This window comes from Streptomyces sp. AC555_RSS877, from assembly GCF_019049245.1.
Lineage (GTDB): Bacteria > Actinomycetota > Actinomycetes > Streptomycetales > Streptomycetaceae > Streptomyces.
In genome coordinates this window covers 258,594-283,276 of record NZ_JAGMUK010000015.1, presented here as the reverse complement: position 1 = coordinate 283,276, position 24,683 = coordinate 258,594, and the positions used below count along the sequence as shown (strand labels likewise).

General features: G+C 72.2%; 25 protein-coding genes and 1 pseudogene. 12 read left to right on the top strand and 14 right to left on the bottom strand.

Features of this window, described 5'->3' with window-relative positions; translation table 11 throughout:
- Positions 1-29 precede the first annotated feature (29 nt).
- The 3 genes from KUM49_RS07030 (at position 30) to KUM49_RS07020 (ending at position 4,155) form a co-directional block, all read left to right on the top strand.
- A complete protein-coding gene (locus tag KUM49_RS07030; protein ID WP_217235830.1) occupies positions 30-1,598 on the top strand; it encodes a S8 family serine peptidase in 1,569 nt (522 codons plus the stop codon).
- Between the two features lie 77 nt (positions 1,599-1,675).
- Positions 1,676-3,046, top strand: a complete 1,371-nt coding sequence (locus KUM49_RS07025) for a CoA transferase (RefSeq protein ID WP_217235829.1) — start codon at positions 1,676-1,678, stop codon at positions 3,044-3,046.
- Between the two features lie 101 nt (positions 3,047-3,147).
- Positions 3,148-4,155, top strand: coding sequence for a CopD family protein (locus tag KUM49_RS07020; protein WP_308406559.1), 1,008 nt, complete (start codon positions 3,148-3,150; stop codon positions 4,153-4,155).
- Positions 4,156-4,203: 48 nt separating this feature from the next.
- On the opposite strand, the gene KUM49_RS07015 is transcribed toward KUM49_RS07020, so the two are convergent.
- The 3 genes and pseudogenes from KUM49_RS07015 to KUM49_RS48080 all read right to left on the bottom strand — a co-directional run.
- Positions 4,204-4,917 carry a lysoplasmalogenase gene (locus KUM49_RS07015; protein ID WP_217235827.1) on the bottom strand — a complete coding sequence of 238 codons (714 nt, stop codon included), beginning with the start codon at positions 4,915-4,917 and terminating at the stop codon, positions 4,204-4,206.
- Positions 4,914-5,786: a sterol desaturase family protein gene (locus KUM49_RS07010; protein WP_217235826.1), complete on the bottom strand. Its 873-nt coding sequence runs from the start codon at positions 5,784-5,786 to the stop codon at positions 4,914-4,916. Before KUM49_RS07010 ends, KUM49_RS07015 begins: the two co-directional genes overlap by 4 nt.
- An 81-nt stretch (positions 5,787-5,867) precedes the next feature.
- Positions 5,868-5,996, bottom strand: a pseudogene (locus KUM49_RS48080) (VIT family protein); the annotation flags it as partial.
- 179 nt (positions 5,997-6,175) lie between these two features.
- On the opposite strand from KUM49_RS48080, the gene KUM49_RS07005 reads away from it, so the two are divergent.
- From KUM49_RS07005 to KUM49_RS06985, 5 genes are all read left to right on the top strand, one after another.
- Entirely contained in the window at positions 6,176-7,162 is a 987-nt protein-coding gene (locus KUM49_RS07005; RefSeq protein ID WP_217235825.1) for a DEDDh family exonuclease, read from the top strand.
- A gap of 124 nt (positions 7,163-7,286) precedes the next feature.
- Complete coding sequence (locus tag KUM49_RS07000) at positions 7,287-7,520, top strand: hypothetical protein (protein WP_217235824.1); 234 nt, start codon at positions 7,287-7,289, stop codon at positions 7,518-7,520.
- A 70-nt stretch (positions 7,521-7,590) separates the two neighbouring features.
- Positions 7,591-8,385, top strand: coding sequence for an SURF1 family protein (locus tag KUM49_RS06995; RefSeq protein ID WP_217235823.1), 795 nt, complete (start codon positions 7,591-7,593; stop codon positions 8,383-8,385).
- A 160-nt stretch (positions 8,386-8,545) separates the two neighbouring features.
- Positions 8,546-10,330 (top strand): glycoside hydrolase family 15 protein, encoded by a 1,785-nt coding sequence (locus KUM49_RS06990; protein WP_217235822.1) that lies wholly within the window; start codon positions 8,546-8,548, stop codon positions 10,328-10,330.
- A gap of 5 nt (positions 10,331-10,335) precedes the next feature.
- Positions 10,336-11,091: an SDR family oxidoreductase gene (locus KUM49_RS06985; RefSeq protein WP_217235821.1), complete on the top strand. Its 756-nt coding sequence runs from the start codon at positions 10,336-10,338 to the stop codon at positions 11,089-11,091.
- 71 nt (positions 11,092-11,162) lie between these two features.
- On the opposite strand, the gene amaP is transcribed toward KUM49_RS06985, so the two are convergent.
- Genes amaP through KUM49_RS06960 form a run of 5 tightly spaced genes read right to left on the bottom strand, consistent with a single transcriptional unit; the run spans position 11,163 to position 13,502 of the window.
- Positions 11,163-11,750 carry an alkaline shock response membrane anchor protein AmaP gene (amaP, locus tag KUM49_RS06980; protein ID WP_217235820.1) on the bottom strand — a complete coding sequence of 196 codons (588 nt, stop codon included), beginning with the start codon at positions 11,748-11,750 and terminating at the stop codon, positions 11,163-11,165.
- Complete coding sequence (locus KUM49_RS06975; RefSeq protein ID WP_217235819.1) at positions 11,747-12,412, bottom strand: DUF6286 domain-containing protein; 666 nt, start codon at positions 12,410-12,412, stop codon at positions 11,747-11,749. The genes amaP and KUM49_RS06975 overlap by 4 nt, the downstream gene beginning before the upstream one ends.
- Positions 12,409-12,792 (bottom strand): hypothetical protein, encoded by a 384-nt coding sequence (locus KUM49_RS06970; RefSeq protein WP_217235818.1) that lies wholly within the window; start codon positions 12,790-12,792, stop codon positions 12,409-12,411. The genes KUM49_RS06975 and KUM49_RS06970 overlap by 4 nt, the downstream gene beginning before the upstream one ends.
- Entirely contained in the window at positions 12,789-12,983 is a 195-nt protein-coding gene (locus KUM49_RS06965) for a hypothetical protein (RefSeq protein WP_217235817.1), read from the bottom strand. Before KUM49_RS06965 ends, KUM49_RS06970 begins: the two co-directional genes overlap by 4 nt.
- Before the next feature lie 33 nt (positions 12,984-13,016).
- Complete coding sequence (locus KUM49_RS06960) at positions 13,017-13,502, bottom strand: Asp23/Gls24 family envelope stress response protein (RefSeq protein ID WP_217235816.1); 486 nt, start codon at positions 13,500-13,502, stop codon at positions 13,017-13,019.
- 89 nt (positions 13,503-13,591) lie between these two features.
- On the opposite strand from KUM49_RS06960, the gene KUM49_RS06955 reads away from it, so the two are divergent.
- A complete protein-coding gene (locus KUM49_RS06955; RefSeq protein WP_217235815.1) occupies positions 13,592-14,299 on the top strand; it encodes a nucleopolyhedrovirus P10 family protein in 708 nt (235 codons plus the stop codon).
- A 4-nt stretch (positions 14,300-14,303) separates the two neighbouring features.
- Here the strand turns inward: KUM49_RS06955 and KUM49_RS06950 are convergent, their stop codons facing one another.
- The 3 genes from KUM49_RS06950 to KUM49_RS06940 all read right to left on the bottom strand — a co-directional run bounded on the left by KUM49_RS06950 (position 14,304) and on the right by KUM49_RS06940 (position 17,440).
- Complete coding sequence (locus KUM49_RS06950) at positions 14,304-15,107, bottom strand: enoyl-CoA hydratase/isomerase family protein (RefSeq protein WP_217235814.1); 804 nt, start codon at positions 15,105-15,107, stop codon at positions 14,304-14,306.
- A gap of 117 nt (positions 15,108-15,224) precedes the next feature.
- Positions 15,225-15,446: a helix-turn-helix domain-containing protein gene (locus KUM49_RS06945; protein WP_004002281.1), complete on the bottom strand. Its 222-nt coding sequence runs from the start codon at positions 15,444-15,446 to the stop codon at positions 15,225-15,227.
- Positions 15,447-15,841: 395 nt separating this feature from the next.
- Complete coding sequence (locus KUM49_RS06940) at positions 15,842-17,440, bottom strand: ABC-F family ATP-binding cassette domain-containing protein (RefSeq protein WP_217235813.1); 1,599 nt, start codon at positions 17,438-17,440, stop codon at positions 15,842-15,844.
- A gap of 267 nt (positions 17,441-17,707) precedes the next feature.
- Here KUM49_RS06940 and KUM49_RS06935 point away from each other — a divergent pair, with 267 nt between their 5' ends.
- Entirely contained in the window at positions 17,708-18,121 is a 414-nt protein-coding gene (locus tag KUM49_RS06935) for a VOC family protein (RefSeq protein ID WP_217235812.1), read from the top strand.
- Between the two features lie 28 nt (positions 18,122-18,149).
- On the opposite strand, the gene KUM49_RS06930 is transcribed toward KUM49_RS06935, so the two are convergent.
- The 3 genes from KUM49_RS06930 to KUM49_RS06920 all read right to left on the bottom strand — a co-directional run bounded on the left by KUM49_RS06930 (position 18,150) and on the right by KUM49_RS06920 (position 22,313).
- Positions 18,150-19,568: a hypothetical protein gene (locus KUM49_RS06930; RefSeq protein ID WP_217235811.1), complete on the bottom strand. Its 1,419-nt coding sequence runs from the start codon at positions 19,566-19,568 to the stop codon at positions 18,150-18,152.
- Positions 19,569-19,757: 189 nt separating this feature from the next.
- Positions 19,758-20,888 carry an alpha/beta hydrolase gene (locus KUM49_RS06925; RefSeq protein WP_217235810.1) on the bottom strand — a complete coding sequence of 377 codons (1,131 nt, stop codon included), beginning with the start codon at positions 20,886-20,888 and terminating at the stop codon, positions 19,758-19,760.
- Positions 20,889-21,581: 693 nt separating this feature from the next.
- Positions 21,582-22,313 carry a class II aldolase/adducin family protein gene (locus KUM49_RS06920; RefSeq protein WP_217235809.1) on the bottom strand — a complete coding sequence of 244 codons (732 nt, stop codon included), beginning with the start codon at positions 22,311-22,313 and terminating at the stop codon, positions 21,582-21,584.
- 197 nt (positions 22,314-22,510) lie between these two features.
- Here KUM49_RS06920 and KUM49_RS06915 point away from each other — a divergent pair, with 197 nt between their 5' ends.
- Positions 22,511-23,260: a lysozyme gene (locus KUM49_RS06915; protein WP_217235808.1), complete on the top strand. Its 750-nt coding sequence runs from the start codon at positions 22,511-22,513 to the stop codon at positions 23,258-23,260.
- Positions 23,261-23,413: 153 nt separating this feature from the next.
- On the top strand, positions 23,414-24,661 hold the full coding sequence (locus tag KUM49_RS06910) for an inorganic phosphate transporter (protein WP_217235807.1): 1,248 nt from the start codon (positions 23,414-23,416) through the stop codon (positions 24,659-24,661).
- Positions 24,662-24,683: the final 22 nt, after the last annotated feature.

The following is a 24,683-nucleotide window of genomic DNA, read 5'->3' as shown; positions in this document are numbered from 1 at the left end:
CACCGCGAACGAACTGGAGACACTCACATATGACAGCGCCACAGCCGCGCTACCGCCGCGCGGTCGCCCTCCCCCTCGGCATGGCCCTGACGACAGCCCTGGCGTTCCTGCCGGGCGCCACGGCGTCCGCAGCCGACGTACCCGGCACCGTGGCCGGCGTCACCGGCGCGGTGAACAACGTCCTCGCCTCCGCGGCCACGGACGACGCCACCGCCCTCAGCTACGTGGTCAACGTCCGCCCCGGGCACGGTCCTTCCCGGCAGATCAAGGAGGCCATCGCCGACGCCGGCGGCACGATCGTAACGTCGTACGACCAGATCGGCGTGATCGTCGTCCACTCGTCGAACGCCGACTTCGCCAAGACCATCCGCAAGGTGAAGGGCGTCGAGTCGGCCGGCAACACCCGCAACGCCCCGCTGCCCGCGCAGTCGACGACCGACCTGGGCGCGCCGAAGGTGCTCAGCGCGGCGGAGGTTGCCGCCGCCGACGCCGAGGCCGCCGCCGGGCAGGACCCTCTGGAGTCCCTGCAGTGGGACCTGCCCGCCATCAAGGCGGACAAGGCGCACGAGAAGTCGCTGGGCAGCAGCAAGGTGACCGTCGCGGTGATCGACACCGGTGTCGACGACACCCACCCCGACATCGCGCCGAACTTCGACCGGGCGGCGTCGGTCAACTGTGTGACGGGCAAGCCGGACACGACCGACGGTGCGTGGCGGCCGAGCGCGTCCGAGAGCGCGCACGGCACGCACGTGGCCGGTGAGATCGCGGCCGCCAAGAACGGCGTCGGTATGACCGGCGTCGCGCCCGGTGTGAAGGTCTCCGGCATCAAGGTGTCGACCACCGCCGGCTACTTCTACACCGAGGCCGTGGTCTGCGGCTTCATGTGGGCGGCCACGCACGGCGTCGACGTGACCAACAACAGCTATTACACCGACCCGTGGTACTTCAACTGCAAGAACGACCCGGACCAGAAGGCGCTCGTCGACGCGGTCGGTCGGGCCTCGCGGTATGCGGAGAAGAAGGGCGCGGTGAACGTCGCGGCGGCCGGGAACGAGAACTACGACCTCGCGGCCGACGAGATCACCGACCCGGTCTCGCCGAACGACGGCACGCCCTCGGACCGGGTGATCGACCCCTCGAAGTGCCTTGACATCCCGACCCAGTTGCCGGGTGTCGTCACGGTCGCGTCGACCGGCGCCAAGGGCATCAAGTCGTCCTTCTCCAACCACGGTCTGGGGGTCGTCGACATCGCCGCTCCGGGTGGCGACTCGACGGCCTATCAGAAGCCGGCCCCGCCCGCGACCAGCGGGCTGATCCTGGGCACCCTGCCCGGCGGCAAGTGGGGCTACATGGCCGGTACGTCGATGGCGAGCCCGCACGTCGCGGCCGTCGCCGCCCTGATCAAGTCGACGCACCCGCACGCCTCGCCGGCCCTGGTGAAGGCGCTGCTGTACGCCGAGGCCGACGCCACGCCGTGCACGGACCCGTACGACATCAACAGCGACGGCAAGGTCGACGCGGTGTGCGAGGGGACGAAGAACTACAACGGCTTCTACGGATGGGGTACCGCGGACGCACTGGACGCGGTGACCAAGTAGGCCGACCGGTCACCTAGCAGGTCAGACAGGTCAACCAGGTCAATATGTTGATTCGGTCAATACTGCATAGTGCAGTCATGACCGACATCGGGCACGCCTGGTCCGCGTTGGGCGGTGATCCCGCCCTTCTCCCGCGCGTATCGACCGTGGTACGGGAAGGCGCTCTGCAAGGGCGCCTTCCCGTGAGGGAGTTGGCGCGGGCCTGCGTAGGCGCGTGCGCGCTGGCCGCCGCCGAGCTGGGAGCTCGGCGCGCCGGGCTCCCGGACGTGCCCGGGGTCCGGGTGGACGACGGCGCCGTGGCAGCGGCCTTCGTCAGTGAGCGGCATCTCCTGGTCGACGGGCGGGCCCCGGTCACCTTCGCACCCCTGTCCCGGTTCTGGCGCACGGCCGACGGGTGGGTGCGCACACACGCGAACTACCCGCACCATCGGGCGCGGCTGCTGGACGCTTTGGGGGTGCCCAAGGACGTGGCAGCCGTCGAGGCGGCGCTCGCCGAGCGGTCCTCCCGGGAGGTCGAGGAGGCCGTGTACGCGGCCGGCGGCCTCGCCGTGGCACTGCGCACGCCGAAGGAGTGGGCAGAGCACGAGCAGGGCGCCCTGGTGGCCGGACGGCCGCTGATCGAGCGCGAGCGGCTGGACTCCACGCACGCGCGCGTGCTCGCCCCGGCCGACGCGACATCGACGCCCCTGCTGCCCGCCGCCGGACTGCGCGTCCTGGATCTGACCCGGGTGGTCGCGGGCCCGGTCGCCACCCGCACGCTCGCCCTGCTGGGCGCGGACGTGCTGCGCGTGGACCCGCCGCGGTTGCCCGAACTCCCCGACCAGCACGCCGACACGGGCTTCGGGAAGCGGTCGACGACGCTCGACCTCGTGGTCGGCCGGCACGCCTTCGAGGAACTGCTCGGGACGGCGGACGTGGTCGTCACCGGGTACCGGCCAGGTGCGCTGGACCGGTTCGGGCTGTCGGCTCGGGCGCTCGCCGAGCGGCGGCCCGGTGTGGTCGTGGCGCAGTTGTCGGCGTGGGGCGGGTACGGGCCTTGGGGCACGCGGCGTGGATTCGACAGCCTGGTCCAGGTGGCCACGGGGATCGCCACCGTCGAGGGCTCGGTGGAGCAGCCCGGCGCGCTGCCGGCACAGGCCCTGGACCACGGGACGGGATACCTGCTGGCGGCGGCCGTACTGCGGGCGCTGACCGAGCAGTCGTACGAGGGCGGCAGCCGGGTCGTACGGCTGGCGCTGGCGCGGACGGCCCGGTGGCTGGTGGACGGGGGCGGGGCGGGCGGCGTCGAGGGCGCCCCGTACGAAGGGCCCGGCCCCTGGCTGGCGGAGGCGGACAGCGGGCTCGGGCGGCTGCGGTACGCCCTGTCGCCGGTCTCCTTCGAGGGCGGCCCGGCCGACTGGGCACGGCCGCCGGGGCCCTGGGGAGCGGACGCGCCGCGCTGGAGCTGAGTCACGGTCGGGCCGCAAACGTATCGATGAGCGGAATGCCGTACGTCCCCGTTGTATTCCTGGACTTGCCCTGCTCCATGACGGCTGGTGAAGATCTCGAGGTGACCTTGCCAAGACCCACGCCCGGCGTGTCCGGCGCGACCGAGCCCGTGCGGCGACCCGGGACCGGCCGGGCCGTCGCCGTCCTGGTCCTGGTGCTGCTGGCCGCGCTGGTGCCGCTGCTCGGGCCGTCCACCGCGCTGCAGGGCACCGGAGAGGCCGCCGCACCCGGCGTCGGCGCTGTCGCGCTGCTGCGCACCGTACTGTTCGCGGCCCTGTGCGTGCCGGTGGGCGAGTTGTTCGTACGGCGGCTGCTCCGTGCCGTGCCCGGCGCTCCGGACGCCGCACCCCGCGGCTGGGCCCCGTACGCGGCCGCCGCCGGTTTCGTCGCCGCACTGGGGCTCGCGTCGATCGTGGCGACGGGGAACGCGGTGCCGGGCAGCATCACCGAGATCGACGTCGGCGGCCTCTACGAGTCGCGGGACGGGAAGCTCGCCCTGGTGGAGGTCAACGGGTTCCTCGCCGCCGGGCTGTGCACGCTCTCTGCGCGACCGGCGACGCAGGTGTGGCCGCTGGCCGCGGTGGTCGTGGCCGAGGCCCTGCGTGCGCATCCCACCACCGAGCAGAGCCCGCTGGTCGGCTCCGGGCTGACGCTGGTGCATCTGACGTGCGCGGCGCTGTGGGCGGGCGGTCTGCTCTACGCGTTGCGGATGCTGCGGCGCTGGGGGCCCTCGGAAGCGGGCGTGGCGTTGCTGGGCCTCTACGCGCGCGTGGCGGCCGTGCTGCTCGCCGCCATCACGGCGACCGGGGTGGCCAGTTCGCTGCGCCGCATGCCTGGGGAGACGATCCTGGAGCAGCTGACGACGACGGCGTACGGACGCGTCCTGCTGGCCAAGGTGCTCCTCGTGGCCGCCGTCGCCGCGCTCGCCCTGTGGGCGCGGATCCGGCTCGGCCGGGCCGCCGACCCGCTGACCGCCTACTCGCCCGCGCGCGCGGAGGTCGTCGCGCTGGGCGTGGTGGTCGCGGTGTCGGGTCTGCTGACGGCGTTGCCGGTGCCGATCCGCTGGTGAGGCTCTTGCGGTCCGGGAGCCTCAGCCGGTGATCAACCGGAGGTGCGCTCAGGGGGTGGTCGAGCGCACTTCCCCGTACGCCGTCACCGGTGCCGGACGCCTGTCGTGGGCATCGAGTGTGCCGGCGGTGAGGAGGAGTTGCGCGGCGAGGTAGGTGAGCATGATCCACAGGTCGGGTCGCGGCGGCTGGGGCCAGTCGGCGACGCCGGTGGCGATCAGGGTGTCGGACAGCAGGAAGAGCGCACCGCCGAGGCCGGCGAGGAGCCCGAGCCGGGTCGCTGCCGCGTACGCCATGGCCGTGAGCAGGAGGCTGTAGCCGGCGACGGGAACGCGAAGGTCTGCGGGCAGGTCCGGCCAGAGCGAGGCCACGGTGGCGAGCAGGGCGGTGGCACAGGCAGGGACGAGCAGTCCGTCACGCGCGCGTGCGTCGCCGTACGTCCTGAAGCGGTACGCCCTGCCGTGCCCTCTGCCGTACGCCTTGAAGAGGGCGAGATAGCAGATGTGGCCGGCCGCGAACGAGGCCATGCCGGCGAGGAAGGCCGGCTCGGCGTCGGACAGCAGCAGGACGTCGCCGCCCCAGCCGAAGACGAGGGCGGCGAGCAGGAGGCGGGGGGCGCCGCGTGATGCCGCGTACGCGGCCAGGAGCGGCATCAGCAGCGGCTTGGCGACGGTGTGCCCGGGGCCGAACCCCAGGCCGAGGCACACGAGATCCGCGGCGGCGACCAGCGCGAAGGCGGCGAGAAGGACTCGGCGTAGGGTCACGCGACCACGGTTTCCCCGGCCGCTTCCGGCGCGGGCGCGGGCGCCGGCTGCCACCCGGGTCCCCGGAACACCCGCCCCGCGCGCTCGCGCCAACCGGCCGCCGCCTTCACGTCCTTGACGATGGCGACGTACTCATGAGTGGCCACCTTGATCGGGTTGAACGTGTCGATGTTCTTGGTCAACCCGTAGACGGGCCGCACGGTCTCGGCGACGAATGATCCGAAGAGCCGGTCCCAGACGATGAGGATGCCGCCGAAGTTGCGGTCCAGATAGCCGCCCTGGGAAGCATGGTGCACCCGGTGGTGCGACGGCGTGTTGAAGACGTACTCGAACCAGCGGGACATCCTGTCGATCCGCTCTGTGTGGATCCAGAACTGGTAGACGAGGTTCGCGGATGAGCAGAACGCGAGGGCGGCCGGGTGCACGCCGAGGGCCACGAGGGGGACGTAGAACGGCCAGACGGTCAGCGAGGTCCAGGGCTGGCGCAGGGCGGTGGTGAGGTTGAACCTGCGGCTGGAGTGGTGGACGACGTGGCAGGCCCACAGGATGCGGATGACGTGGTGTCCGCGGTGTGACCAGTAGTAGAAGAAGTCCTGGGCGAGCAGCATCAAAGGGACGGTCCACCACAGTACGGGCACCCGCATGGGGGTGAGTTCGTACACCGCCGTGTAGATGGCGACGATCGGTATCTTCCACAGGAAGTCGAAGGCCAGGCTCCCGAGTCCCATGCCGACGCTTGTCGCCGCGTCCTTGGCCTCGTAGCCGGCCGCTTCCTCGTCGGGATGGAGGCGGACGCTGATCATCTCGATCAACGTGAGCAGCACGAAGGCGGGGATCGACCACAGCACGACATCGGGCAGGTTCGGCATGAGGGCACCGTAGAACCGCTGGTCGGCCGCGGCTAGACGTTGTTACCCACAAGTATTACCGACGGTACGCGCTTGCTTTATGGCGATCTCCACCAAGAGCCCCGCGGTGGAGACGATGCCGTCGTTCGCGCCCAGGGCCGCCGCACGCGGCCAGTTGAGGGGTGAGCCGAGTGCCGGTCCCTGGGCCTCGTCATGCGTGGATTCGGTCACAGTCGGAGGATCGCACCCCGGGCTGCACGCACCCCGCGCCGACGCGGACCGACGCCGACGACCGGGGAAGGGACCAAACCGTCCATCGGGGAAGGGAATTCGGCCTTGCTCGAACAGACGAACCCGACAACGCACCTGAGGACGGGGGCTGTCAGTCGCGACCCGTATCCTCAGGGACCATGCTCGAAGACCGCATGAGGGCAGCGTCCTCCCCCACCGCCTGGCCGGCCGCGTATCCGAAGGGATACGCGGTCGTTGACGTGGAGACCACCGGCCTGGCCCGGGACGACCGGATAATCTCCGCGGGCGTCTACCGTCTGGACGAGCACGGCGAGGTCGAGGACCACTGGTACACGCTCGTCAACCCGGAGCGGGACCCGGGCCCCGTATGGATCCACGGTCTGACGAGTGACGTACTGGAGGGCGCTCCCCTCTTCCAGGAGATCGCCGAGGAGTTCTCGGCCCGCCTGGACGGCCGGGTGCTCGTCGCGCACAACGCGGTCTTCGACTGGCAGATGATCGCGCGGGAGTACGCGCGCGCGGAGCGCGAGGCGCCGGTGCGGCAGCGGCTGTGCACCATCGCGCTCTCCAAGGAGCTGGCCCTGCCGCTGCCCAACTACAAGCTGGAGGCCCTGGCGGCGCACTTCGGCGTCGTACAGCAGCGGGCGCATCATGCCCTCGATGACGCGCGCGTCCTCGCGGAGGCGTTCCGGCCGAGCCTGAGGGCCGCGGCGGCGGGCGGCGTACGGCTGCCGCTGCACGAGTGCCGGCCGCTGACCGAGTGGACGGACCGGCCCGTGCCCCGGCAGCAGCCGGCGGGCTACGGAAACTATCGGCAGACCAGTTGGCGCCCCGCCCGCAAAAGGCCGGCGTGCCCCTATCCCAACCCAGGTCGTTACGAAGCGGGCAAGAGGCTCAAACAGGGCATGCGGGTCGCCTTCTCCGGGGACACGTCGACCGAGCGCGACCTGCTGGAGGACCGCGCGACCGAGGCCGGGCTGCATGTCGCGACGAGCCTGTCCCGGCTGACCAGCCTCCTCGTCACCAACGACCCGGACTCGGGCACGTCGAAGGTGGTGAAGGCCCGTCAGTTCGGGACGCCGGTGGTGGACGAGGCGGCGTTCGGGCAACTCCTCGGTGACGTCGAGGCGGCGTCGGAGGGATGACCGTACGGAACGGCGCCCGGCGACCGGGCGGCGGCCCGGCAGCTTCCGTACGGACGGGTGATTGCCGCGCGACTCGCCCGGCAGCCGCTCGCCCGCGCCGCGCCGAGCGCTCACCCTGTGGCCCATGGCGACTTGCGAAGTTTGCGGCAATAACTACGGAATGACCTTCGAGGTGCACGCCCAGGGCTCGGTGCACGTCTTCGACTGTTTCGCCTGTGCGATCCACCGCATGGCCCCGATCTGCGAGCACTGCCGGGTGCAGATCATCGGGCAGGGCGTCGAGGTCGAGGGTCACTGGTTCTGCGGCGCCCACTGCGCCCGCGCGGAGGGCAAGGTGGGCATCGTCGACAAGGTCTGAGCCGACCCCGGAAGCCCTGCTTCCGGTACCCGCCTCCGTGTGCCCCACGACCCGGTTGTACGGTCGTGGGGTGTACCGCTTCCTGTTGTCCCGGCAGTGGGTGATCCTCACACTGGTCGCCCTCCTCCTGATCCCCACGATGATCAGGCTGGGTATCTGGCAGATGCACCGCTACGAGGAGCGCACCGCCCGGAACCAGCTGGTCTCCGCCGCGCTCTCCGCCGACCCGGTGCCCGTGGAGCGGCTGACCTCCCCCGGTCACACCGTCACCACCGGCGAGCGGTACCACAACGTGACGGCGAAGGGCCGCTTCGACACCGACGACGAGGTCGTCGTCCGCCGCCGCACCAACTCCGACGACGAGGTCGGCTACCACGTCCTGACCCCGTTCGTCCTCACGGACGGCAAGGTGCTGCTCGTCAACCGCGGCTGGATCCCCGCGAACGGCCCGAGCCAGACCGCGTTCCCGAAGATCCCCGCACCACCGGGCGGCCTGATCACCGTCACCGGGCGGCTCATGCCCGACGAGACCACCGCGGCGAGTGGCATCAAGGACCTCAAGGGCCTGCCGGACCGGCAGATCATGCTGATCAACAGTGCGCAGGAAGCGCGCCGTCTCGGCGTCCAGGTGCTCGGCGGCTATGTCGTGCAGACGGCGCCCGAGCCGAAGGGCGACACCCCGGAGCTGATCGGCAGCCCGGGCAGCGAGGACGCGGCGCTGAACTACGCGTACGCCATCCAGTGGTGGCTGTTCGCGGCCGGCGTGCCGGTCGGCTGGGTGGTCCTGGTCCGACGGGAACGGCGCGACCGGCAGGCGGCGCAGGCCGAGCGGACCACGACGGAGTCGGAACCGGCGACGGTGTAACCGCCTGACCGGTGCGGCGGCCGCACCCGTGGGACAGCCAACCGGGTACAGCCGGCTCACCCCTGTGGCCCGTATGGCCCCTCCCCGGTGCGGCCGCCCGACTTCACCCACCCGGCCCCGCCCCGGATTGCCACCCCTGGCGCCCGGGAACCCGCAATGCGTGCACCCCCGTATCGAGGACTACGCCCTCATCGGCGACGAACAGACCGCCGCCCTGGTCGGCCTGGACGGCTCCGTCGACTGGCTCTGCCTGCCCCGCTTCGACTCCGCGGCCTGCTTCGCCAAACTCCTCGGAAACGAGGAAAACGGCCACTGGCGGATCGCCCCCAAGGGCGCCGACCGGTGCACGAGGCGCGCCTACCGCCCCGACACCCTCGTCCTGGACACCGAGTGGGAGACCGACGAGGGCCGCGTGCGCGTCACCGACCTGATGCCACAGCGCCACCGCGCCCCCGACGTCGTACGCGTCGTGGAGGGGCTCGGCGGCCGGGTCACCCTGCGCAGCACCCTGCGGCTGCGCTTCGACTACGGCTCGGTCGTGCCGTGGATGCGCCGGTCCGACGGGCATCGAGTGGCCGTCGCCGGACCGGACTCGGCGTGGCTGCGCAGCGAGCCACCGGTCCACACCTGGGGCGAGGACCTCGGTACGCACTCGGAGTTCACCGTCGAGGAGGGCGAGAAGGTCGCGTTCGTGCTCACCTGGCACCCCTCGCACGAGCCGCGCCCGCCGCTCGTCGACCCGTACGAGTCGCTGGAGCACAGCGTCGCCGACTGGCAGGCGTGGGCGGCGCGCTGCCGCTACGAGGGGCCGCACCGGGACGCCGTGGTGCGCTCCCTGATCACGCTGAAGGCACTCACCTACGCGCCGACCGGCGGCATCGTGGCCGCGGCCACGACCTCGCTGCCCGAGGAGCTGGGCGGGGTGCGCAACTGGGACTACCGCTTCTGCTGGCTGCGCGACTCCACCCTCACGCTGAGCGCCCTGCTGTCGTGCGGCTACCAGGAGGAGGCCGAGGCCTGGCGGGACTGGCTGCTGCGGGCGGTCGCCGGCGACCCGGCGGACCTCCAGATCATGTACGGCCTCGCGGGCGAACGGCGGCTGCCCGAGTTCGAGCTGCCGTGGCTGTCCGGGTTCGCCGGCTCCCGTCCCGTACGGATCGGCAACGAGGCCGTGAAACAGCTTCAGCTGGACGTGTACGGCGAGGTCATGGACACGCTGTCGCTGGCCCGGCGGGCGGGGCTGCCCGCCAAGCCGCACATGTGGTCCATGCAGAGCGTCCTGCTGGAGTTCCTCCGCTCGTCGTGGCGGCAGCCGGACGAGGGGCTGTGGGAGGTGCGCGGCGGCCGCCGCGACTTCGTGCACTCGAAGGTGATGGTGTGGGTGGCCGCCGACCGTGCCGTGCGCGCCATGGAGGACTTCCCGAAGCTCCGCGGCGACCTGGACGGCTGGCGCGCACTGCGTGACGAGGTGCACCGCGAGGTGTGCGAGAAGGGCTACGACCCGGAACGGAACACCTTCACGCAGTACTTCGGCTCGCGCGAACTCGACGCCGCGCTGCTGCTCATCCCGCGCGTCGGCTTCCTGCCGCCCGACGACCCGCGCGTCGTCGGCACCATCGACGCGGTCCGCGACGAACTGGGGCACGGCGGGCTCGTCCACCGCTACAGCGCGGAGGGGTCGCCCGTCGACGGGCTGCCCGGCGGCGAGGGCACCTTCCTCGCGTGCTCCTTCTGGCTCGCGGACGCACTGCACATGACGGGCCGTACGAAGGAGGCCCGGGAGCTGTTCGAACGGCTGGTGGGTCTCGCCAACGACGTGGGGCTGCTGTCCGAGGAGTACGACCCGGTGGCCGGGATGCAGCTCGGCAACTTCCCGCAGGCGTTCAGCCACATCGGACTGGTGAACACCGCCCTCGCCCTGTTCGGGGACGAGCGGGCAGGATAGGGGCCATGGATCTTGGACTGAAGAACCGGGTGTACGTCGTCACCGGGGCCACCCGGGGCCTCGGCAACGCCGCCGCGCGCGAACTGGTCGCCGACGGCGCGAAGGTGGTCGTCACGGGCCGGAGCGAGAAGAGCGCCGCCGACGCGGCGGCCGCGCTGGGCCCGAACGCGGTCGGTGTGGCGGCGGACAACGCCGACCCTCAGGTGGCCGCCCGGCTGATCGCCGCCGCGCGCGAGCACTTCGGCGGCTTCGACGGCATCCTCGTCAGCGTCGGCGGGCCGGCGCCGGGCTTCGTCGCCGACAACACGGACGAGCAGTGGCAGACGGCGTTCGAGTCGGTGTTCCTCGGCGCGGTACGGCTCGCGCGGGAGGCGGCGGGTGAGCTGGACGCCGGAGGTGTCATCGGGTTCGTGCTGTCCGGGTCGGTGCACGAACCGATCCCGGGCCTGACGATCTCGAACGGGCTGCGGCCGGGGCTGGCCGGCTTCGCGAAGTCCCTCGCCGACGAGCTGGGACCGCGCGGCATCCGGGTCGTCGGGCTGCTTCCGGCCCGCATCGACACGGACCGCGTGCGCGAGCTGGACGGTCTGTCGGCCGACCCCGAGGCGACTCGGGCGGCGAACGAGTCGCGGATCCCGTTGCGGCGGTACGGGAGGCCGGAGGAGTTCGGGCGTACGGCCGCGTTCTTGCTGTCGCCCGCCGCGTCCTATCTGACCGGGGTCATGCTGCCGGTCGACGGGGGCATGCGGCACGGGTTCTGAGCCGTCCAGGGGTCCGGTGGGTGCTGGTCGCGCCCACGCGGGCCCTTTCGGCCTCTCACCTCGCCCTTCTGTCAACTCACCCTTTCCGCATGGTGCTTGACGCCCTTCAGCCGCACCTCCGCCGGCAGGGACGCCAGGCCCGCCGAGTGCCGGGCGTGGGCGAGCGCCTGGTCGGTGAAGTCGTGCAGGGCCGTCGCGGGGTCCACCTGCGGTTCCAGCCGGAGCCGTGCGCGGGCCTCCGGGGCGCTCGACCGGCCCGTCAGCCGGGCCTGGGCGTGGGCAACGCCGTCCAGTTCGCCCGCCTGGCCCGCCAGTACGCCCTCCAGCGCACGCCCGCGCAGCAGCGCGCCCGCGCCGTCGCCGGTGTCGACGAGCACCTCGGAGAGCCGGTGCCTGCGCAGGACCGCGGTCAGCCGCCACAGGGCGAGCAGCACGAGGACGGCGAGCACGGCGAGCACGACCGGCCACCACCAGTCGGCGTCCCGCCACCGGGTGCGCTCGGCGTCGCTCAGCAGGACGTCGTGCCGGTCGTGGTGGATCCACCACGAGGGCGCCGGGGCGCCCAGTCCCACGGCGAGGACGGAACCGCCGACGACGACCAGCACGAGGCCGACCACGCCGAGCAGTACCCGGTTGAGGGTCCTGAGCACCGCACTCACCCCTTCCGTCCGGGCCGCACCACGTGCACCGACAGGGTGGGCGGCCGGGACAGGCCCAGCCCCCTGACGGCCTCGGCGAGGGTGGCTTCCAGGTCGGCGCGGACGCCGTCCTGTTCGCGGAAGTGGGAGACCGCGCGGACGTCGGCGCGTGTGCGGCGCATCCGCACCCGGACCGACTGCACTCCGGCGACCTCCATGGCCCGGTCGCGCAGGACCATGGCCGCCGCCTCCCGGTGCAGTCCGGCGCGTACGTCGGCGTGGGGCCGCCGCATCGGCAGCACCGCCCGCAGGCCGGGCGTCGCCGCCAGCACGATCAGCCACAGGCCGAGGGCCGCGGCGACGCCCGCGCCGACGAGCACCCAGATGTCGTCGAGGGGCCGCTCGGCGAGCTGCCTGGCCAGATCCCGGCGCCAGGCCAGGGCGTCCCGGCCGGCCCGCACGGCGGCGATGTCGTACAGGAAGGCGCCCGCGACGACCAGGAGCAGCAGCGCCACGATTCCGGCCGGCACCCGGCGTGCCGACCAGAAGCGCCCGCTGCTCCCGGCTCCGCCCGAGTCGTCGGCCGGTGCAGGTGGAGCCTCGTACTCCCCGCCTGTGCCGGCCGCCTTCTCCAGGACCGGCAGTCGTTGTGTGGTGCCCTCGGAGCCCTGGGGCTCGCTCATCGCGTCCTCCCCTGCGCCGCGCCGTGTGCCGTCACCGGATGCAGCCGTTCCACCTGGACGACGACCTCCGGCACCTTCATGCCCACCAACGCGCCTACCCGCTCCACGACATGACGACGCACCCGACGGCAACGCGATCCGATGTCGCAGGGATAGCCGAGTTCGAGGTGCAGGCGGATCCGGGCCGTCTCGTGGCCGACGACGACGGTGGCGGACGGCGGCGAGGCGTCCTCGGGCAGCTCGCCCAGCGCCTCCCGCGCCGCCTGCGCGGCGATCTTCGAGACGACCCTGTCGGCGATCCGGGTCGCCCCGCGCTCGCCCGGCGGGACGACGGCCAGGGGTCTGCGGAGCTCACCGGCCCCGCCGCTCACGGACGTCACCGCCGCCCGTCACGCCGGCTGTCGCGGCTACGGAAGAAGTCGCCGAATTCCAGGTCCCCCTCGAGGAACCGGCCGACGACGAAACCGACGGCGCCCAGGGCCGCCACCAGCAGGAAGGCGCCGAACCCGCCGAAGTATCCGGCGAAGCCCAGTGCCATGCCGGCGATCATCCCGACCACGGCCATGCTCATGGTGTCTCCGTTCGGTTCCCGGTCGTCGGCACGTCACTGGAGCCGGGACTCGGGCTCTTCTTCCTCTTCGTCCGGCAGTTTCACGTCGCTCACCGCGATGTTGACCTCGACGACTTCGAGGCCGGTCATCCGCTCCACCGCCGCGATGACGTTCTCCCGCACCGCCTGGGCCACATCGGCGATCGCCACGCCGTACTCGACGACGATCTCCAGGTCGAGCGCGGTCTGCACCTCGCCGACCTCGACCTTGACCCCACGGGTCACCGACTTCGCCCCGCCGGGGACCCGGTCCCGCACCGCTCCGAAAGTGCGGCTGAGCCCGCTGCCCATCGCGTGCACACCGACCACGTCGCGGGCCGCCATCCCGGCGATCTTCTCCACGACTCCGTCGGCGATGGTCGTCCGACCCCGGCCGGCCGGGTCCCCGCCGCCGCGCTTGACGGCCTTGCGGGCCTGCACCGGCGACTCGGTCTCGCCCTCGGAGCTCTGCGTCCGGTTCCGCTCCGTCATGTCGCTCATGGCCGTACGTCCCTTCCGGTTCCGTCGCTCTTCGACCACCGTAAGCCGGGTTGCGCGATCGCGCGCCGGGGATGCGGCAGGCTGGAGTAATGACGGCGGACCGGTTGACACAGGCGGTACGACAGCGGCTACGGCTCGGCAGGCTCCTTCCCCTGGGCGGCCCGCGCGACGGCGCGTGGATCTCCGAGGAGGCGGCGGAGGCGGTTCTCGTGCGCGCGGCGCGGGACCTGCCCGGCGTACGTCCGGGTCCGCTGCGGATCGGGCTCGCCGACCCGGAGGACACGCACGAGCCCGCCGTGCAGCCGCCACCGAGCGCCCTGCCGCCCGGTCCGCTGCGCGTGACGGCGGACTTCGCGGCCACGGTGTCCGAGCCGCTGCCGGCGACGGCGGCCCGGGTACGCGCGCTGCTGGCGGCCGCGGCGGAGGCGCTCGGCCTGGCGGTGGCGGAGGTGGACCTGAGGGTGACGGGCGTGCTGGACGAGGAGGCCGAGGCTTCCCCGGTACGACAGTCCGAGCCGGCGCGCGCTGTCGAGGCCGGCGCCGGTGACGCGGGCCGCGCGGGCGCCGCCGCGCTGGCCGTCCCGGGCGTGCTCCATCTGACGGGCCTGCTGGGCCGGCCGGTGCACGTCGAGGAGGGGCGGGGCGAGAACACTCTGCCGCGCCGCCATGTGCGGGTCGAAGTGGCGGTGCGCGCGGGCCACCCGGCCCTGGACGTGGCCCGGGAGGTCCGCGCGAAGGTGGAGCAGGCGCTGGCGGATCGTCCGACGGTGGCGGTGCTGGTGACCGCGGTCGGCTGAGGGCCTATTCGCCGGCGCCGGCCAGGTCGCGCAGCCGGCGTGCCTGCGCGGCCCGTTCGGCGGCGCGCTGGGCTTCGTAGTCCCGGTCCTGGGCGCCGCGCAGCAGCGCCTTGGTCTCGATGACCGCGTCCCGGGGCGCGGCCAGCAGGGCCGCGGCCAGGTCGCGTACCGCGCCGTCGAGCTGGTCCGAGGGCACGGCGGCGTTGGCCAGTCCGGTGCTCACGGCCTCCTCGGCGTGCACGAACCGGCCGGTCGCGCAGATCTCCAGCGCCCGGGCATAGCCCACCAGGCCCACGAGCGGATGCGTGCCGGTCAGGTCCGGCACCAGCCCCAGGCTGGTCTCGCGCATGGCGAACTGCACGTCGTCGGCGACGACGCGCAGGTCACAGGCGAGCGCGAGTTGGAAGCCCGCGCCGATGGCGTGGCCCTGGACGGCGGCGATGGACACGACGTCATTACGCCGCCACCAGGTGAAGCCCTCCTGGAACCCGGCGATGGCGCCGTCGAGTTCGGCGTCGCCACTGCGCGCGAGATCCATGAAGGACGGCTCGCCCTCGATCCCCTCGGGCGTGAACATCTGCCGGTCGAGCCCGGCGGAGAAGGACTTGCCCTCGCCGCGCAGCACGACCACTCGGACGGAGCCCGGCAGCGACCTCCCGGCCTCCGCCAACGCCCGCCACAGAGCGGGATGTTGGGCGTTGCGCTTGGCCGGGTTGGTCAGTGTCACCGTGGCGAGCGCGTCGTCCACGGTGAGCCGTACGCCGTCCTTGTCAAGCAGGGGAACGAGTTCCTGGTCGGGCGAAGCCATGGGGCGCCTCCGATGAGTGCGGTCAACAGAGCGATGCTAAGTGACTGCACAGTAACCACCCGGCCGATCAGCCGACCGACCGGGTGGTCACCATCGAAGGCGATGATCCACCCGGGTTCAGGACGAGGCGGCCTTCTTGCCCCGCGTCGCCCCGCCACGCCCACGAAGCGTGACGCCCGACTCGCTGAGCATCCGGTGGACGAAGCCATACGAGCGGCCGGTTTCCTCGGCCAGTGCTCGAATGCTCGCACCGGAGTCGTACTTCTTCTTCAGGTCTGCCGCGAGCTTGTCGCGCGCGGCGCCGGTTACCCGGCTGCCCTTCTTCAGAGTCTCGGCCACCCGTGCCTCCTCATGGGAAGTGCGCTCTGGTCTCCTCATGATCACCCCTCCGGGCCGACATGGCCACCCATTCGGCAAGGTCCGTGAGACACGGTTTTGACGACAGGAGCACGTCGCCACAAGCGGAATCCACAATTCCACGCGGGGATGTTCGTACCGCCGAACGGGTTCTTTCGCGAAGTACCAGGTCAGGGACGTACGACGGCCGAGTCCTTGTCGATAAAGGACTCGGCCGTGAAATCGGTGTAGGACACACCTCGGTACGAGGAGATCTCACACAGATGATGGATCACCGATGGGCCGAATGATCCAGACGCAGTGGATCACGTCTTCGATCAAGCGTTCCCGACCCGTCCCGGTCCTCGGGCGGGGGTCCGGAGAGGTGCGGGGAGGACTCAGGCGAGGGCCACGAGGTCCGCGTAGTCCGCGCCCCAGAGGTCCTCGACACCGTCGGGCAGCAGGATGATCCGCTCCGGCTGGAGCGCCTCGACGGCGCCCTCGTCGTGGGTGACGAGGACGACGGCGCCTTTGTAGGTCTGCAGGGCGCCGAGGATCTCCTCGCGGCTGGCCGGGTCGAGGTTGTTCGTCGGCTCGTCGAGGAGGAGGACGTTCGCGGACGAGACGACCAGGGTCGCCAGCGCCAGGCGGGTCTTCTCACCGCCGGAGAGGACACCGGCCGGCTTGTCGACGTCGTCGCCGGAGAACAGGAACGAGCCGAGCGTCTTGCGGACCTGCACCAGGTCCAGGTCGGGGGCGGCGGAGCGCATGTTCTCCAGGACCGTGCGCTCCGGGTCGAGGGTCTCGTGCTCCTGCGCGTAGTAGCCGAGCTTGAGGCCGTGACCCTCGATGACCTCTCCGGTGTCCGGCTTCTCGACGCCGCCGAGCAGCTTCAGGAGGGTCGTCTTCCCGGCGCCGTTGAGGCCGAGGATGACGACGCGCGAGCCCTTGTCGATCGCCAGGTCGACGTCGGTGAAGATCTCCAGGGAGCCGTACGACTTCGACAGGCCCTCCGCCATGAGCGGGGTCTTGCCGCACGGGGAAGGCTCGGGGAAGCGCAGCTTGGCGACCTTGTCGGACTTCCGCTCGGCCTCCAGGCCGGCCAGCAGCTTGTCGGCGCGCCGGGCCATGTTCTGCGCGGCGACGGTCTTGGTGGCCTTGGCGCGCATCTTGTCGGCCTGGGAATGCAGCGTGGCGGCCTTCTTCTCGGCGTTCTGCCGCTCGCGCTTGCGGCGCTTCTCGTCGGCCTCGCGCTGCTGCTGGTAGAGCTTCCAGCCCATGTTGTAGACGTCGATCTGGGCGCGGTTGGCGTCCAGGTAGAACACCTTGTTGACGACCGTCTCGACCAGGTCCACGTCGTGGGAGATCACGATGAAGCCGCCGCGGTAATTCTTCAGGTAGTCACGGAGCCAGACGATCGAGTCGGCGTCGAGGTGGTTCGTGGGCTCGTCCAGGAGCAGGGTGTCCGCGTCCGAGAACAGGATGCGGGCCAGCTCGATCCGGCGGCGCTGACCGCCGGAGAGCGTATGCAGGGGCTGGCCGAGCACGCGGTCGGGCAGGTTGAGCGCGGCGGCGATGGTCGCGGCCTCCGCCTCGGCGGAGTACCCGCCCTTGGTGAGGAACTCGGTCTCCTGGCGCTCGTACTGCCGCATCGCCTTCTCGCGCGTCGCACCGCTGCCGTTGGCGATGCGCTGCTCGTTCTCGCGCATCTTGCGGATCAGGGTGTCCAGGCCGCGGGCCGACAGGATGCGGTCGCCGGCGAGCTGGTCGAGGTCGCCGGTGCGCGGGTCCTGCGGGAGGTAGCCGACCTCGCCGGAGCGGGTGATGGTGCCGCCGGCGGGGACGCCCTGACCTGCGAGGCACTTGGTGAGGGTGGTCTTGCCGGCGCCGTTGCGACCGACCAGACCGATGCGGTCGCCCTTGGCGATGCGGAAGGTGGCGGACTCGATGAGGATGCGGGAACCGGCGCGCAGCTCGATACCGGAGGCGGAGATCACGGACAGACTCCAGGGCGGATGGGGTGACGGGCAGGGCGGCTGAGGACGTTCCCGCCGTCTAATGCGCGAGGAGAATGGCCATGGGGCCAGTCTAACGGGACCGTGCAACCACTTTTTCTGCGTATGGCTGTTCGAGCCGCCTGCCGGGTCGCCGGGCAGGCGGTGCGCGTCGGCGGCGGACGCCGCTCGCGGGGACGTTGTCAGTGGTCGCTGCCAGACTGGGCAGCAGGTGAGGTTTCCGGCAGGGATCACAAAGGAGTGATCAACATGGCAGGAACGAACGGCGGGCGGCCCGGCATCTTCCCGACCCTGCTGTACGCGGACGCGAAAGCGGCGATCCGGCAGCTCACGGAGGCGCTCGGCTTCACGGAGCTGTCGGTGTACGAGGGTGAGGACGGCTCGGTGCTGCACGCCGAGCTGGTGCAGGGCAACGGCGGGGTGATGATCGGCTCGAAGGGCCGCGGCGGCGTCTTCGACACGGCGATGAAGGGCGCGGGCCCGAGCGGGGTGTACGTCGTCGTGGACGACGTCGACGCACACCACCGGCGTGCCGTGGATCACGGCGCGGAGATCCTGATGCCCCCGACCGACCAGGACTACGGCTCGCGGGACTACATGGCCCGGGACACCGAGGGCAACATCTGGAGTTTCGGCACCTACGCCCCCGAGATGGACGCCTGACGGCGGACAGGCGCCGACAGTCCCGCGTTCAGCTTCCTCCGGTGTGCACCTGGAAGGCCGCCCGGCGTACCGCCTTGGCCAGGGCCGGGTCGGGGTGCGCGGCGGCGAGCGCGACCAGGACCTGCACGGTGCGGGGGTGACCGACGGCACGTACCTCGTCGAGCAGCATGGGGACGGTCGGCTGTACCGCGGACTCCAGGTGCCGCACCAGCATCGGGGCCTCGCCGTGGTCGGCGACGGCGGCGGCGGTGTCGACCCACAGCCAGGTGGCCTCTTCCCGGGTGAGGACCTCGTGCGCGTCCTCCGGGTCGATGCCGTCGTGCTCGGCCAGCCAGAGCAGGGCGTAGGGCCGCAGGGTGGGCTCGTCGGCCACGGAGCGGACGTCGGGCTCGGCGGGGGCGCCGACGACGCGCAGCGCCTCGAAGGCGAGGCCGCGCAGCAGGGCGTCCTCGCCGCGGGCGGCGCCGAGGAGCTCGGTGACGGCGCTGCCCACGGGGCGGGCGGCGAGCCAGGCGCGGTACTCGGCGCGGGCCGCGTTCGGGCGCAACTGGGCACAGCCGCGGAGCATGTCCTCGGCCGCCTGCTCGATGTTCCCGGCGGGGCTCTGCGCGGCGACGCAGATCTGCTCCAGCTTGACCCAGACCGCCCAGTTGCCCAGCGGGGTGAGCGTGGCCTGTCCGTCTCCGTAGGTGAGCGCACCGACGGAGGCGAGGGCGCGCAGGGCCCAGTCCAGGAGAGGGGAGAGCGGGGCGTCGGTGGGCTCCGGCGGGGCCGGGGGCGACGGCGCCGCCACGGGTACCGGCTGCGGGCCGTACGGGATCTCGCAGCGCTCGGTGCGCAGTTCGGTGACCCGCTGCTCCAGGAGGTCGAGGAGCTGCTCCACGGGGACGGGCCCGGCGGACAGCTGGAGGAAGGAGAGCACCTGGGGCATCGCCGAGACGACCTCGGCGACGGCGGCCGCCTCGTGGCCGGCCGGTTCCGGGCGGGCGAGCGACCAGGCGTCGAAGAGGGCGACCCAGCCGCGCAGCACGGCGCTGTCGTCACGGTCCCAGGCACGCAGCCGCCAGCCGGGGCGGGCGGTGCCGCCGTGCACCTCGACCAGGCCGGCGAGTCGGGCGGTGTCCCAGTCGGCGCGGACCTGAGCCGCGGTCAGGCCCAGGTCCGCGGCGGCCCGTTCGGCGGTCTCGCCGGAGAGAGTGCCCTTGCCGTCGGGGTTCGCGCCGTCCCGGCCGAGGCGCAGCGCGGCGTCCGCCCAGTGGGCAACGCGGGCGGCGGGGGCCAGGCCGGAGCGCGCCATTCTGGCCAGTTCCGCGGGGGCCGGGGTGCCTTCCGGCGGGCGGGGCGCGGGGCGGCGCGGGCGCCGCTGGTTCACAGCTGTGGGGGCGGCGGCCAGGGGTCGCGGGCGGACGAGTCGGAGCCTGGAGTCGCGCGGGATACGGGACGTCACGGGTGCAGTCTTCCGGTTGACGGTCCGAAAACCCAAACGGAATGGCACGGCGGGCTTCGGGGAGGGCCGACGCCGGGCCCTCGCGGGCGGCCGGTGGCCGAGATCAGGCCAGTGGTACGGCGTTAAACGGAACCGGCGGGACCGTGGGCGGAGGGCGGCGGCGGGGAGGGGGCGTGACGAGGCGTCGGATCACATCAGGGGTGTCAGGAAGCGGCGCAGTGCTTCTTCGTAGGCCTTCGGGTCGGCGTTCCACATGGCCGCGTGGGGCGCCTGGCGGACCGTGTGGAGGGCGACCCGGCCGGAGTGGGTCGCGGCGAGGCGGCGGGAGTGCTCCCAGGGGGCCACCGTGTCGTCCGGGCCGTGGAAGAGGAGAGTCGGCGGCATGTCGAGCCGTCCGGGTGTCGCGGCGTCGTCGAGGCGGTCGCCGTACAGGCCGGTGCGGCCCTGCGCGGCGCGTACCGCGAGCGGCAGCAGGGCGCTCGGGGTGCGGCGGGCCGAGGCGAGGGCGCGCAGGGTCGCCTCCCAGCTGAGGACCGGGGAGTCCAGGACGAGGCCCGAGATCCGCTCCCGCAGCCCCGAGCGCGTGGCGGCGCGCAGCGCCATCGTGGCGCCGGTGGACCAGCCGTGCAGGACGAGCTGCCGGGCGCCGTTGCCGAGGGCGTAACGCATCGCCGCGTCCAGGTCGCGCCACTCGGTCTCGCCGAAGTGGTTCAGGCCGTCCGCTGGGCGGGGGGCGCCGAGGTCACCGCGGTAGGCGAGGGCGAGGACCGGGAAGCGGTGGCGGTGCAGGAACTCCATGAGGTTCATGGACTGTTCGCGGGTGGCGCCGAGTCCGTGCACCGCGATCACCCAGGTGCCGCGCATGCCGGGCACGAACCAGGCGGGCAGGGCGCCGAGTTCACCGGGGACGTCGATGTCGGCGTGGTCCAGGCCGAGGGCGGTACCGGGGTCGCCGACGTACACGTTCGGGGTGAGCCGGACCTTGTCGCCGGGTTTCAGGGTGCCGTGCGTGACGCGTTCCAGGCGGCGTACGACGGTGTCGGCCGAGTGGGATTCCGTGCCGAGAACGGGGCCGACGACCGCGTGCGAGCCGTCGCCGGCGAGGCCGTGGACGCCGGGGCGCAGGGCGGCCAGGTCGCGGGTGAGGGCGACACGGCCGGCCGCCGTCGCGTGCACGGTGAGTTGGGGTTCCGTGGGCAGGGGGCGGCCCGGCGGCGCCTTGAGCGCGGCGTCGCCGGCGATCCGGCCGACGGCGATCCCGGCGGCGCCGGCGGCCAGGGCTGTGGTGACGGCGACGGCCGTCGCGGTGACAGTGCGCACCCGTCCAGTGTCCTGGCGGACCTCGCCGACGGCCAGTGGGGGGCGGGCCGGGGTGGCTCACCCGGGGGTGGGGTGGCTCTTCCGCGGACCGGGGTGGCTCGCCCGGCAGGTGGACGACTCTCCGCGGCGTGGCGTGGCTCACCCCCGCAGATGCGGTGACTCTTCCGCCGACCGGGCGCAGCTCACCCCGGCAGGTGGTCTGGCTCTTCCGCAGCCGACGCGGCTCACCCCGGCAGGTGCAGTGACCCCCCGCAGGCCGGGCGCGGCTCACCCCGGCAGGTGGTCTGACTCTTCCGCAGGCCGACGCGGCTCACCCCGGCAGGTGCAGTGACCCCCCGCAGGCCGGGCGCGGCTCACCCCGGCAGGTGGTCTGGCTCTTCCGCAGCCGACGCGGCTCACCCCGGCAGGTGCAGTGACCCCCCGCAGGCCGGGCGCGGCTCACCCCGACAGGTGGTCTGACTCTTCCGCAGGCCGACGCGGCTCACCCCGGCAGGTGCAGTGACCCCCCGCAGGCCGACGCGGCTCACCCCGGCAGGTGCAGTGACCCCCCGCAGGCCGACGCGGCTCCCTCCGGTCCAGCGACCCCCCGGCAGTCCACGCGGATCACCCCGGCAGGTTGGGGTGGAGCGTCCGGCGGGATGCCGGGGTTCTTCCCGGCGGGCCGGGCCGGGAGGCCGTCGCGCGGGCCGCGGGTCAGTCGCGCTGCCCGTAGCCCCGTAGCCGCTCCCCCGCCTCCGCCACCTGCGCCTCGGACAGCAGGGTCGGTGACAAGCCCGGTACCGAAGAGGCCGTCAGCCACAGGCGGCACATCCATTCCAGCTGGGCCGTGCGGTCGTAGGCCTGGTCCAGGGTGGTGCCGTAGGTGACGGTGCCGTGGTTCTGGAGGAGGCAGGCGGAGCGGTCGGCGAGGGCGTGGAGCATGTTCTCGGCCAACTCGTCGGTGCCGTAGGCGGCGTACGGGGCGACTCGGACGGAGCCGCCGAGCGCGCCGGTCATGTAGTGGATCGCGGGGAGTTCGGGGACGAGGGTCGAGACGGCCGTGGCGTGCACGGCGTGGGTGTGGACGACGGCGAGCGCGTCGGTGGTGCGGTAGACGGCGAGGTGCATGGGCAGTTCGCTGGTGGGGACGAGGGTGCCGAGGACCTGCCGGCCGTCGAGGTCGACGCCGGTGACGTCGTCCGGCGCGAGCCGGTCGTAGGGGACGCCCGAGGGTGTGACCAGGACGGTGTCCTCGACGCGTACCGAGACGTTGCCGGAGGTGCCGACGACCAGTCCGTCGGACACCGTCCGCCGGGCCGTCGCGACGAGCGCCTCCCAGGCGTGCGCCTCCTCGGGGCGCACACTCCTCCCCCGCGGCTCCGGCACTTCCTGTGCGCCTTCCCGGCCGCCCTGCACGCCCCCCGAATCCCACCGCTCCTCAGCCATGCGGCGATCCTGCCAGGCGCGGCGTCCACCTGCCCCCCGGGCGAGGGCACTTCAGGCCGGAACCGGCAGCTCCGAAAGGACACATGTGGGCACACACAGGCTTCTTTGGTCGCTTGGCCGGACATCACCGGAGATTCGATGATCTTCCAGTAATCTCTGGGAGATTTGTCCTGCACGTCGCCATTCCGGGGGGACATATGGCCCGTGATCGCAGTCCGGCCCGCCGCCACGTCCGCGCCTTGGCGGTGTCGGTGGCGGCCCTCACCGTCGGGGGAACGGCCCTCGCCGAGACGCCCGCCTCGGCCGCGAGCCTGCCGAAGGGGCACGACGTCTCTTCGCACCAGAAGAACGTCGACTGGCAGAAGGCCAGGGAGAAGGGCGCCACGTTCGTCTACGTCAAGGCGACCGAGTCCACCACCTACCGCAACCCGTACTTCAGCCGGCAGTACAACGGAGCGCGCGACGCGGGCATCATCCGCGGGGCATATCACTTCGCCCTGCCCCACACGTCGTCCGGCACGGCGCAGGCGGCGCACTTCGTGGGCAACGGCGGCGGATGGAGGGCGGACGGCTGGACGCTGCCGCCCGCGCTCGACATCGAATACAACCCCTACGACAAGAAGCACAAGTGCTACGGCCTGACCAAGCCGAGGATGGTCAGCTGGATCAAGTCGTTCAGCGACGAGGTCAAGCGGCTCACCGGCCGCCGTCCGGTGATCTACACGACCGCCCACTGGTGGAACACGTGCACCGGCGGCAGCCGCGCCTTCGCCTCGAACCACGCCCTGTGGGTCGCCCGCTACAACGCGGCGGACCCGGGAGCACTGCCCGCCGGCTGGTCGTTCTGGACCATCTGGCAGTACGACAACAGCGGCGGCCTGCCGGGTGACCAGAATCTCTTCAACGGGTCCCGGAGCCGGCTGAGGAGCTTCGCCAGAGGCGACTGACCCCACAGCGGCGGGGCCGCGCGGATCAACTGGAGCCCGGTGGAGCGGGAATCGCCGCATCCGGTCACCGTGCGGCCCTGCTCAGTTCATCTTCCGTTCACCCAGGTTACCTAAGTTCATCTGGCCAATGACTTCGAACGATTGCCTGGGTAAATGGAAAACTTCTCGCTGATCCTCGCGATTGTGGTAGTAACCGCACTCGCGTTCGATTTCACGAACGGTTTCCACGACACCGCCAACGCGATGGCCACCACCATCTCGACCGGTGCACTCAAGCCCAAGGTTGCGGTGGCCATGTCCGCCGTGCTCAACCTTGTAGGCGCATTCCTCTCCGTGGAGGTCGCCAACACGATCTCCAAGGGTCTCGTCGACGAGACCGGCATCCGTCCCGAGGTCATCTTCGCCGCCCTGGTCGGCGCGATCCTCTGGAACCTGCTGACCTGGCTGGTCGGGCTCCCCTCCAGCTCCTCGCACGCCCTCATGGGCGGCCTCATCGGCGCCACCATCGCCTCGGCCGGTTTCGGCGGCGTGCACGGTGACGTCCTGGTCACCAAGGTCCTGATCCCGGCGATCGCCGCTCCGATCGTGGCGGGCCTGGCGGCGATGCTGGCCACGCGACTGTCCTACTCCCTCGGCAAGAAGGCCGACGGCAAGGCCGCCGCGAAGGGCTACCGCTCCGGCCAGATCGCCTCCGCCGGCCTGGTCTCCCTGGCCCACGGCACGAACGACGCCCAGAAGACGATGGGCATCATCACCCTGGCCCTGGTCGCCGGCGGCGCCGTGGCCCCCGACTCCGACCCGCCCATGTGGGTCATCCTCAGCGCGGGTATCGCCATCGCGCTCGGCACCTACCTCGGCGGCTGGCGCATCATCCGCACCATGGGCAAGGGCCTGACCGACCTCCAGCCGCAGCAGGGCTTCGCCGCCCAGACCAGCGCGGCCACGGTCATCCTGGCCTCCTCCCACCTCGGTTTCTCCCTCTCCACCACGCACTCCGTCTCCGGCTCGGTGATGGGCGCCGGCCTCGGCCGCAAGGGCGGCGTGGTCCGCTGGTCGACCGCGACCCGCATGTTCGTGGCGTGGGGCCTGACCCTGCCCGCCGCGGCCCTGGTGGGCGCGCTCGCTGAGTACGTGACCGGCTTCGGCGCCTGGGGCACGGCCCTCGTCGCCGTCTTCCTCATCACCTCCAGCGCCGCGATCTGGAAGATCTCGCGCCGCGAGGTCGTCGACCACACGAACGTCAACGACACCGAGGAGCCGGCCGGCGTGGTCACCACGGCCATGGCCGCCGTGACGCCGCCGCCCGTCGGCGGCACGGTGACCGAGGACCTCACGGCCACCATCCCGGCCCCGGTCACCGCGGCCGACCCCGCGGCCCCGTCGGCCGCGACCACCGTCTGAGCCCCCGCCACCCAGGCACCCT

What these genes read in the sequence shown, in the direction of transcription:
- KUM49_RS07030 (WP_217235830.1), top strand. Translation starts at nt 30, where the DNA reads ATGACAGCGCCACAGCCGCGCTACCGCCGCGCGGTCGCCCTCCCCCTC.
- KUM49_RS07025 (WP_217235829.1), top strand. Translation starts at nt 1,676, where the DNA reads ATGACCGACATCGGGCACGCCTGGTCCGCGTTGGGCGGTGATCCCGCC.
- KUM49_RS07010 (WP_217235826.1), bottom strand. Translation starts at nt 5,786, where the DNA reads ATGCCGAACCTGCCCGATGTCGTGCTGTGGTCGATCCCCGCCTTCGTG.
- KUM49_RS07005 (WP_217235825.1), top strand. Translation starts at nt 6,176, where the DNA reads ATGCTCGAAGACCGCATGAGGGCAGCGTCCTCCCCCACCGCCTGGCCG.
- KUM49_RS07000 (WP_217235824.1), top strand. Translation starts at nt 7,287, where the DNA reads ATGGCGACTTGCGAAGTTTGCGGCAATAACTACGGAATGACCTTCGAG.
- KUM49_RS06985 (WP_217235821.1), top strand. Translation starts at nt 10,336, where the DNA reads ATGGATCTTGGACTGAAGAACCGGGTGTACGTCGTCACCGGGGCCACC.
- KUM49_RS06975 (WP_217235819.1), bottom strand. Translation starts at nt 12,412, where the DNA reads ATGAGCGAGCCCCAGGGCTCCGAGGGCACCACACAACGACTGCCGGTC.
- KUM49_RS06965 (WP_217235817.1), bottom strand. Translation starts at nt 12,983, where the DNA reads ATGAGCATGGCCGTGGTCGGGATGATCGCCGGCATGGCACTGGGCTTC.
- KUM49_RS06960 (WP_217235816.1), bottom strand. Translation starts at nt 13,502, where the DNA reads ATGAGCGACATGACGGAGCGGAACCGGACGCAGAGCTCCGAGGGCGAG.
- KUM49_RS06955 (WP_217235815.1), top strand. Translation starts at nt 13,592, where the DNA reads ATGACGGCGGACCGGTTGACACAGGCGGTACGACAGCGGCTACGGCTC.
- KUM49_RS06950 (WP_217235814.1), bottom strand. Translation starts at nt 15,107, where the DNA reads ATGGCTTCGCCCGACCAGGAACTCGTTCCCCTGCTTGACAAGGACGGC.
- KUM49_RS06935 (WP_217235812.1), top strand. Translation starts at nt 17,708, where the DNA reads ATGGCAGGAACGAACGGCGGGCGGCCCGGCATCTTCCCGACCCTGCTG.
- KUM49_RS06920 (WP_217235809.1), bottom strand. Translation starts at nt 22,313, where the DNA reads ATGGCTGAGGAGCGGTGGGATTCGGGGGGCGTGCAGGGCGGCCGGGAA.
- KUM49_RS06915 (WP_217235808.1), top strand. Translation starts at nt 22,511, where the DNA reads ATGGCCCGTGATCGCAGTCCGGCCCGCCGCCACGTCCGCGCCTTGGCG.
- KUM49_RS06910 (WP_217235807.1), top strand. Translation starts at nt 23,414, where the DNA reads ATGGAAAACTTCTCGCTGATCCTCGCGATTGTGGTAGTAACCGCACTC.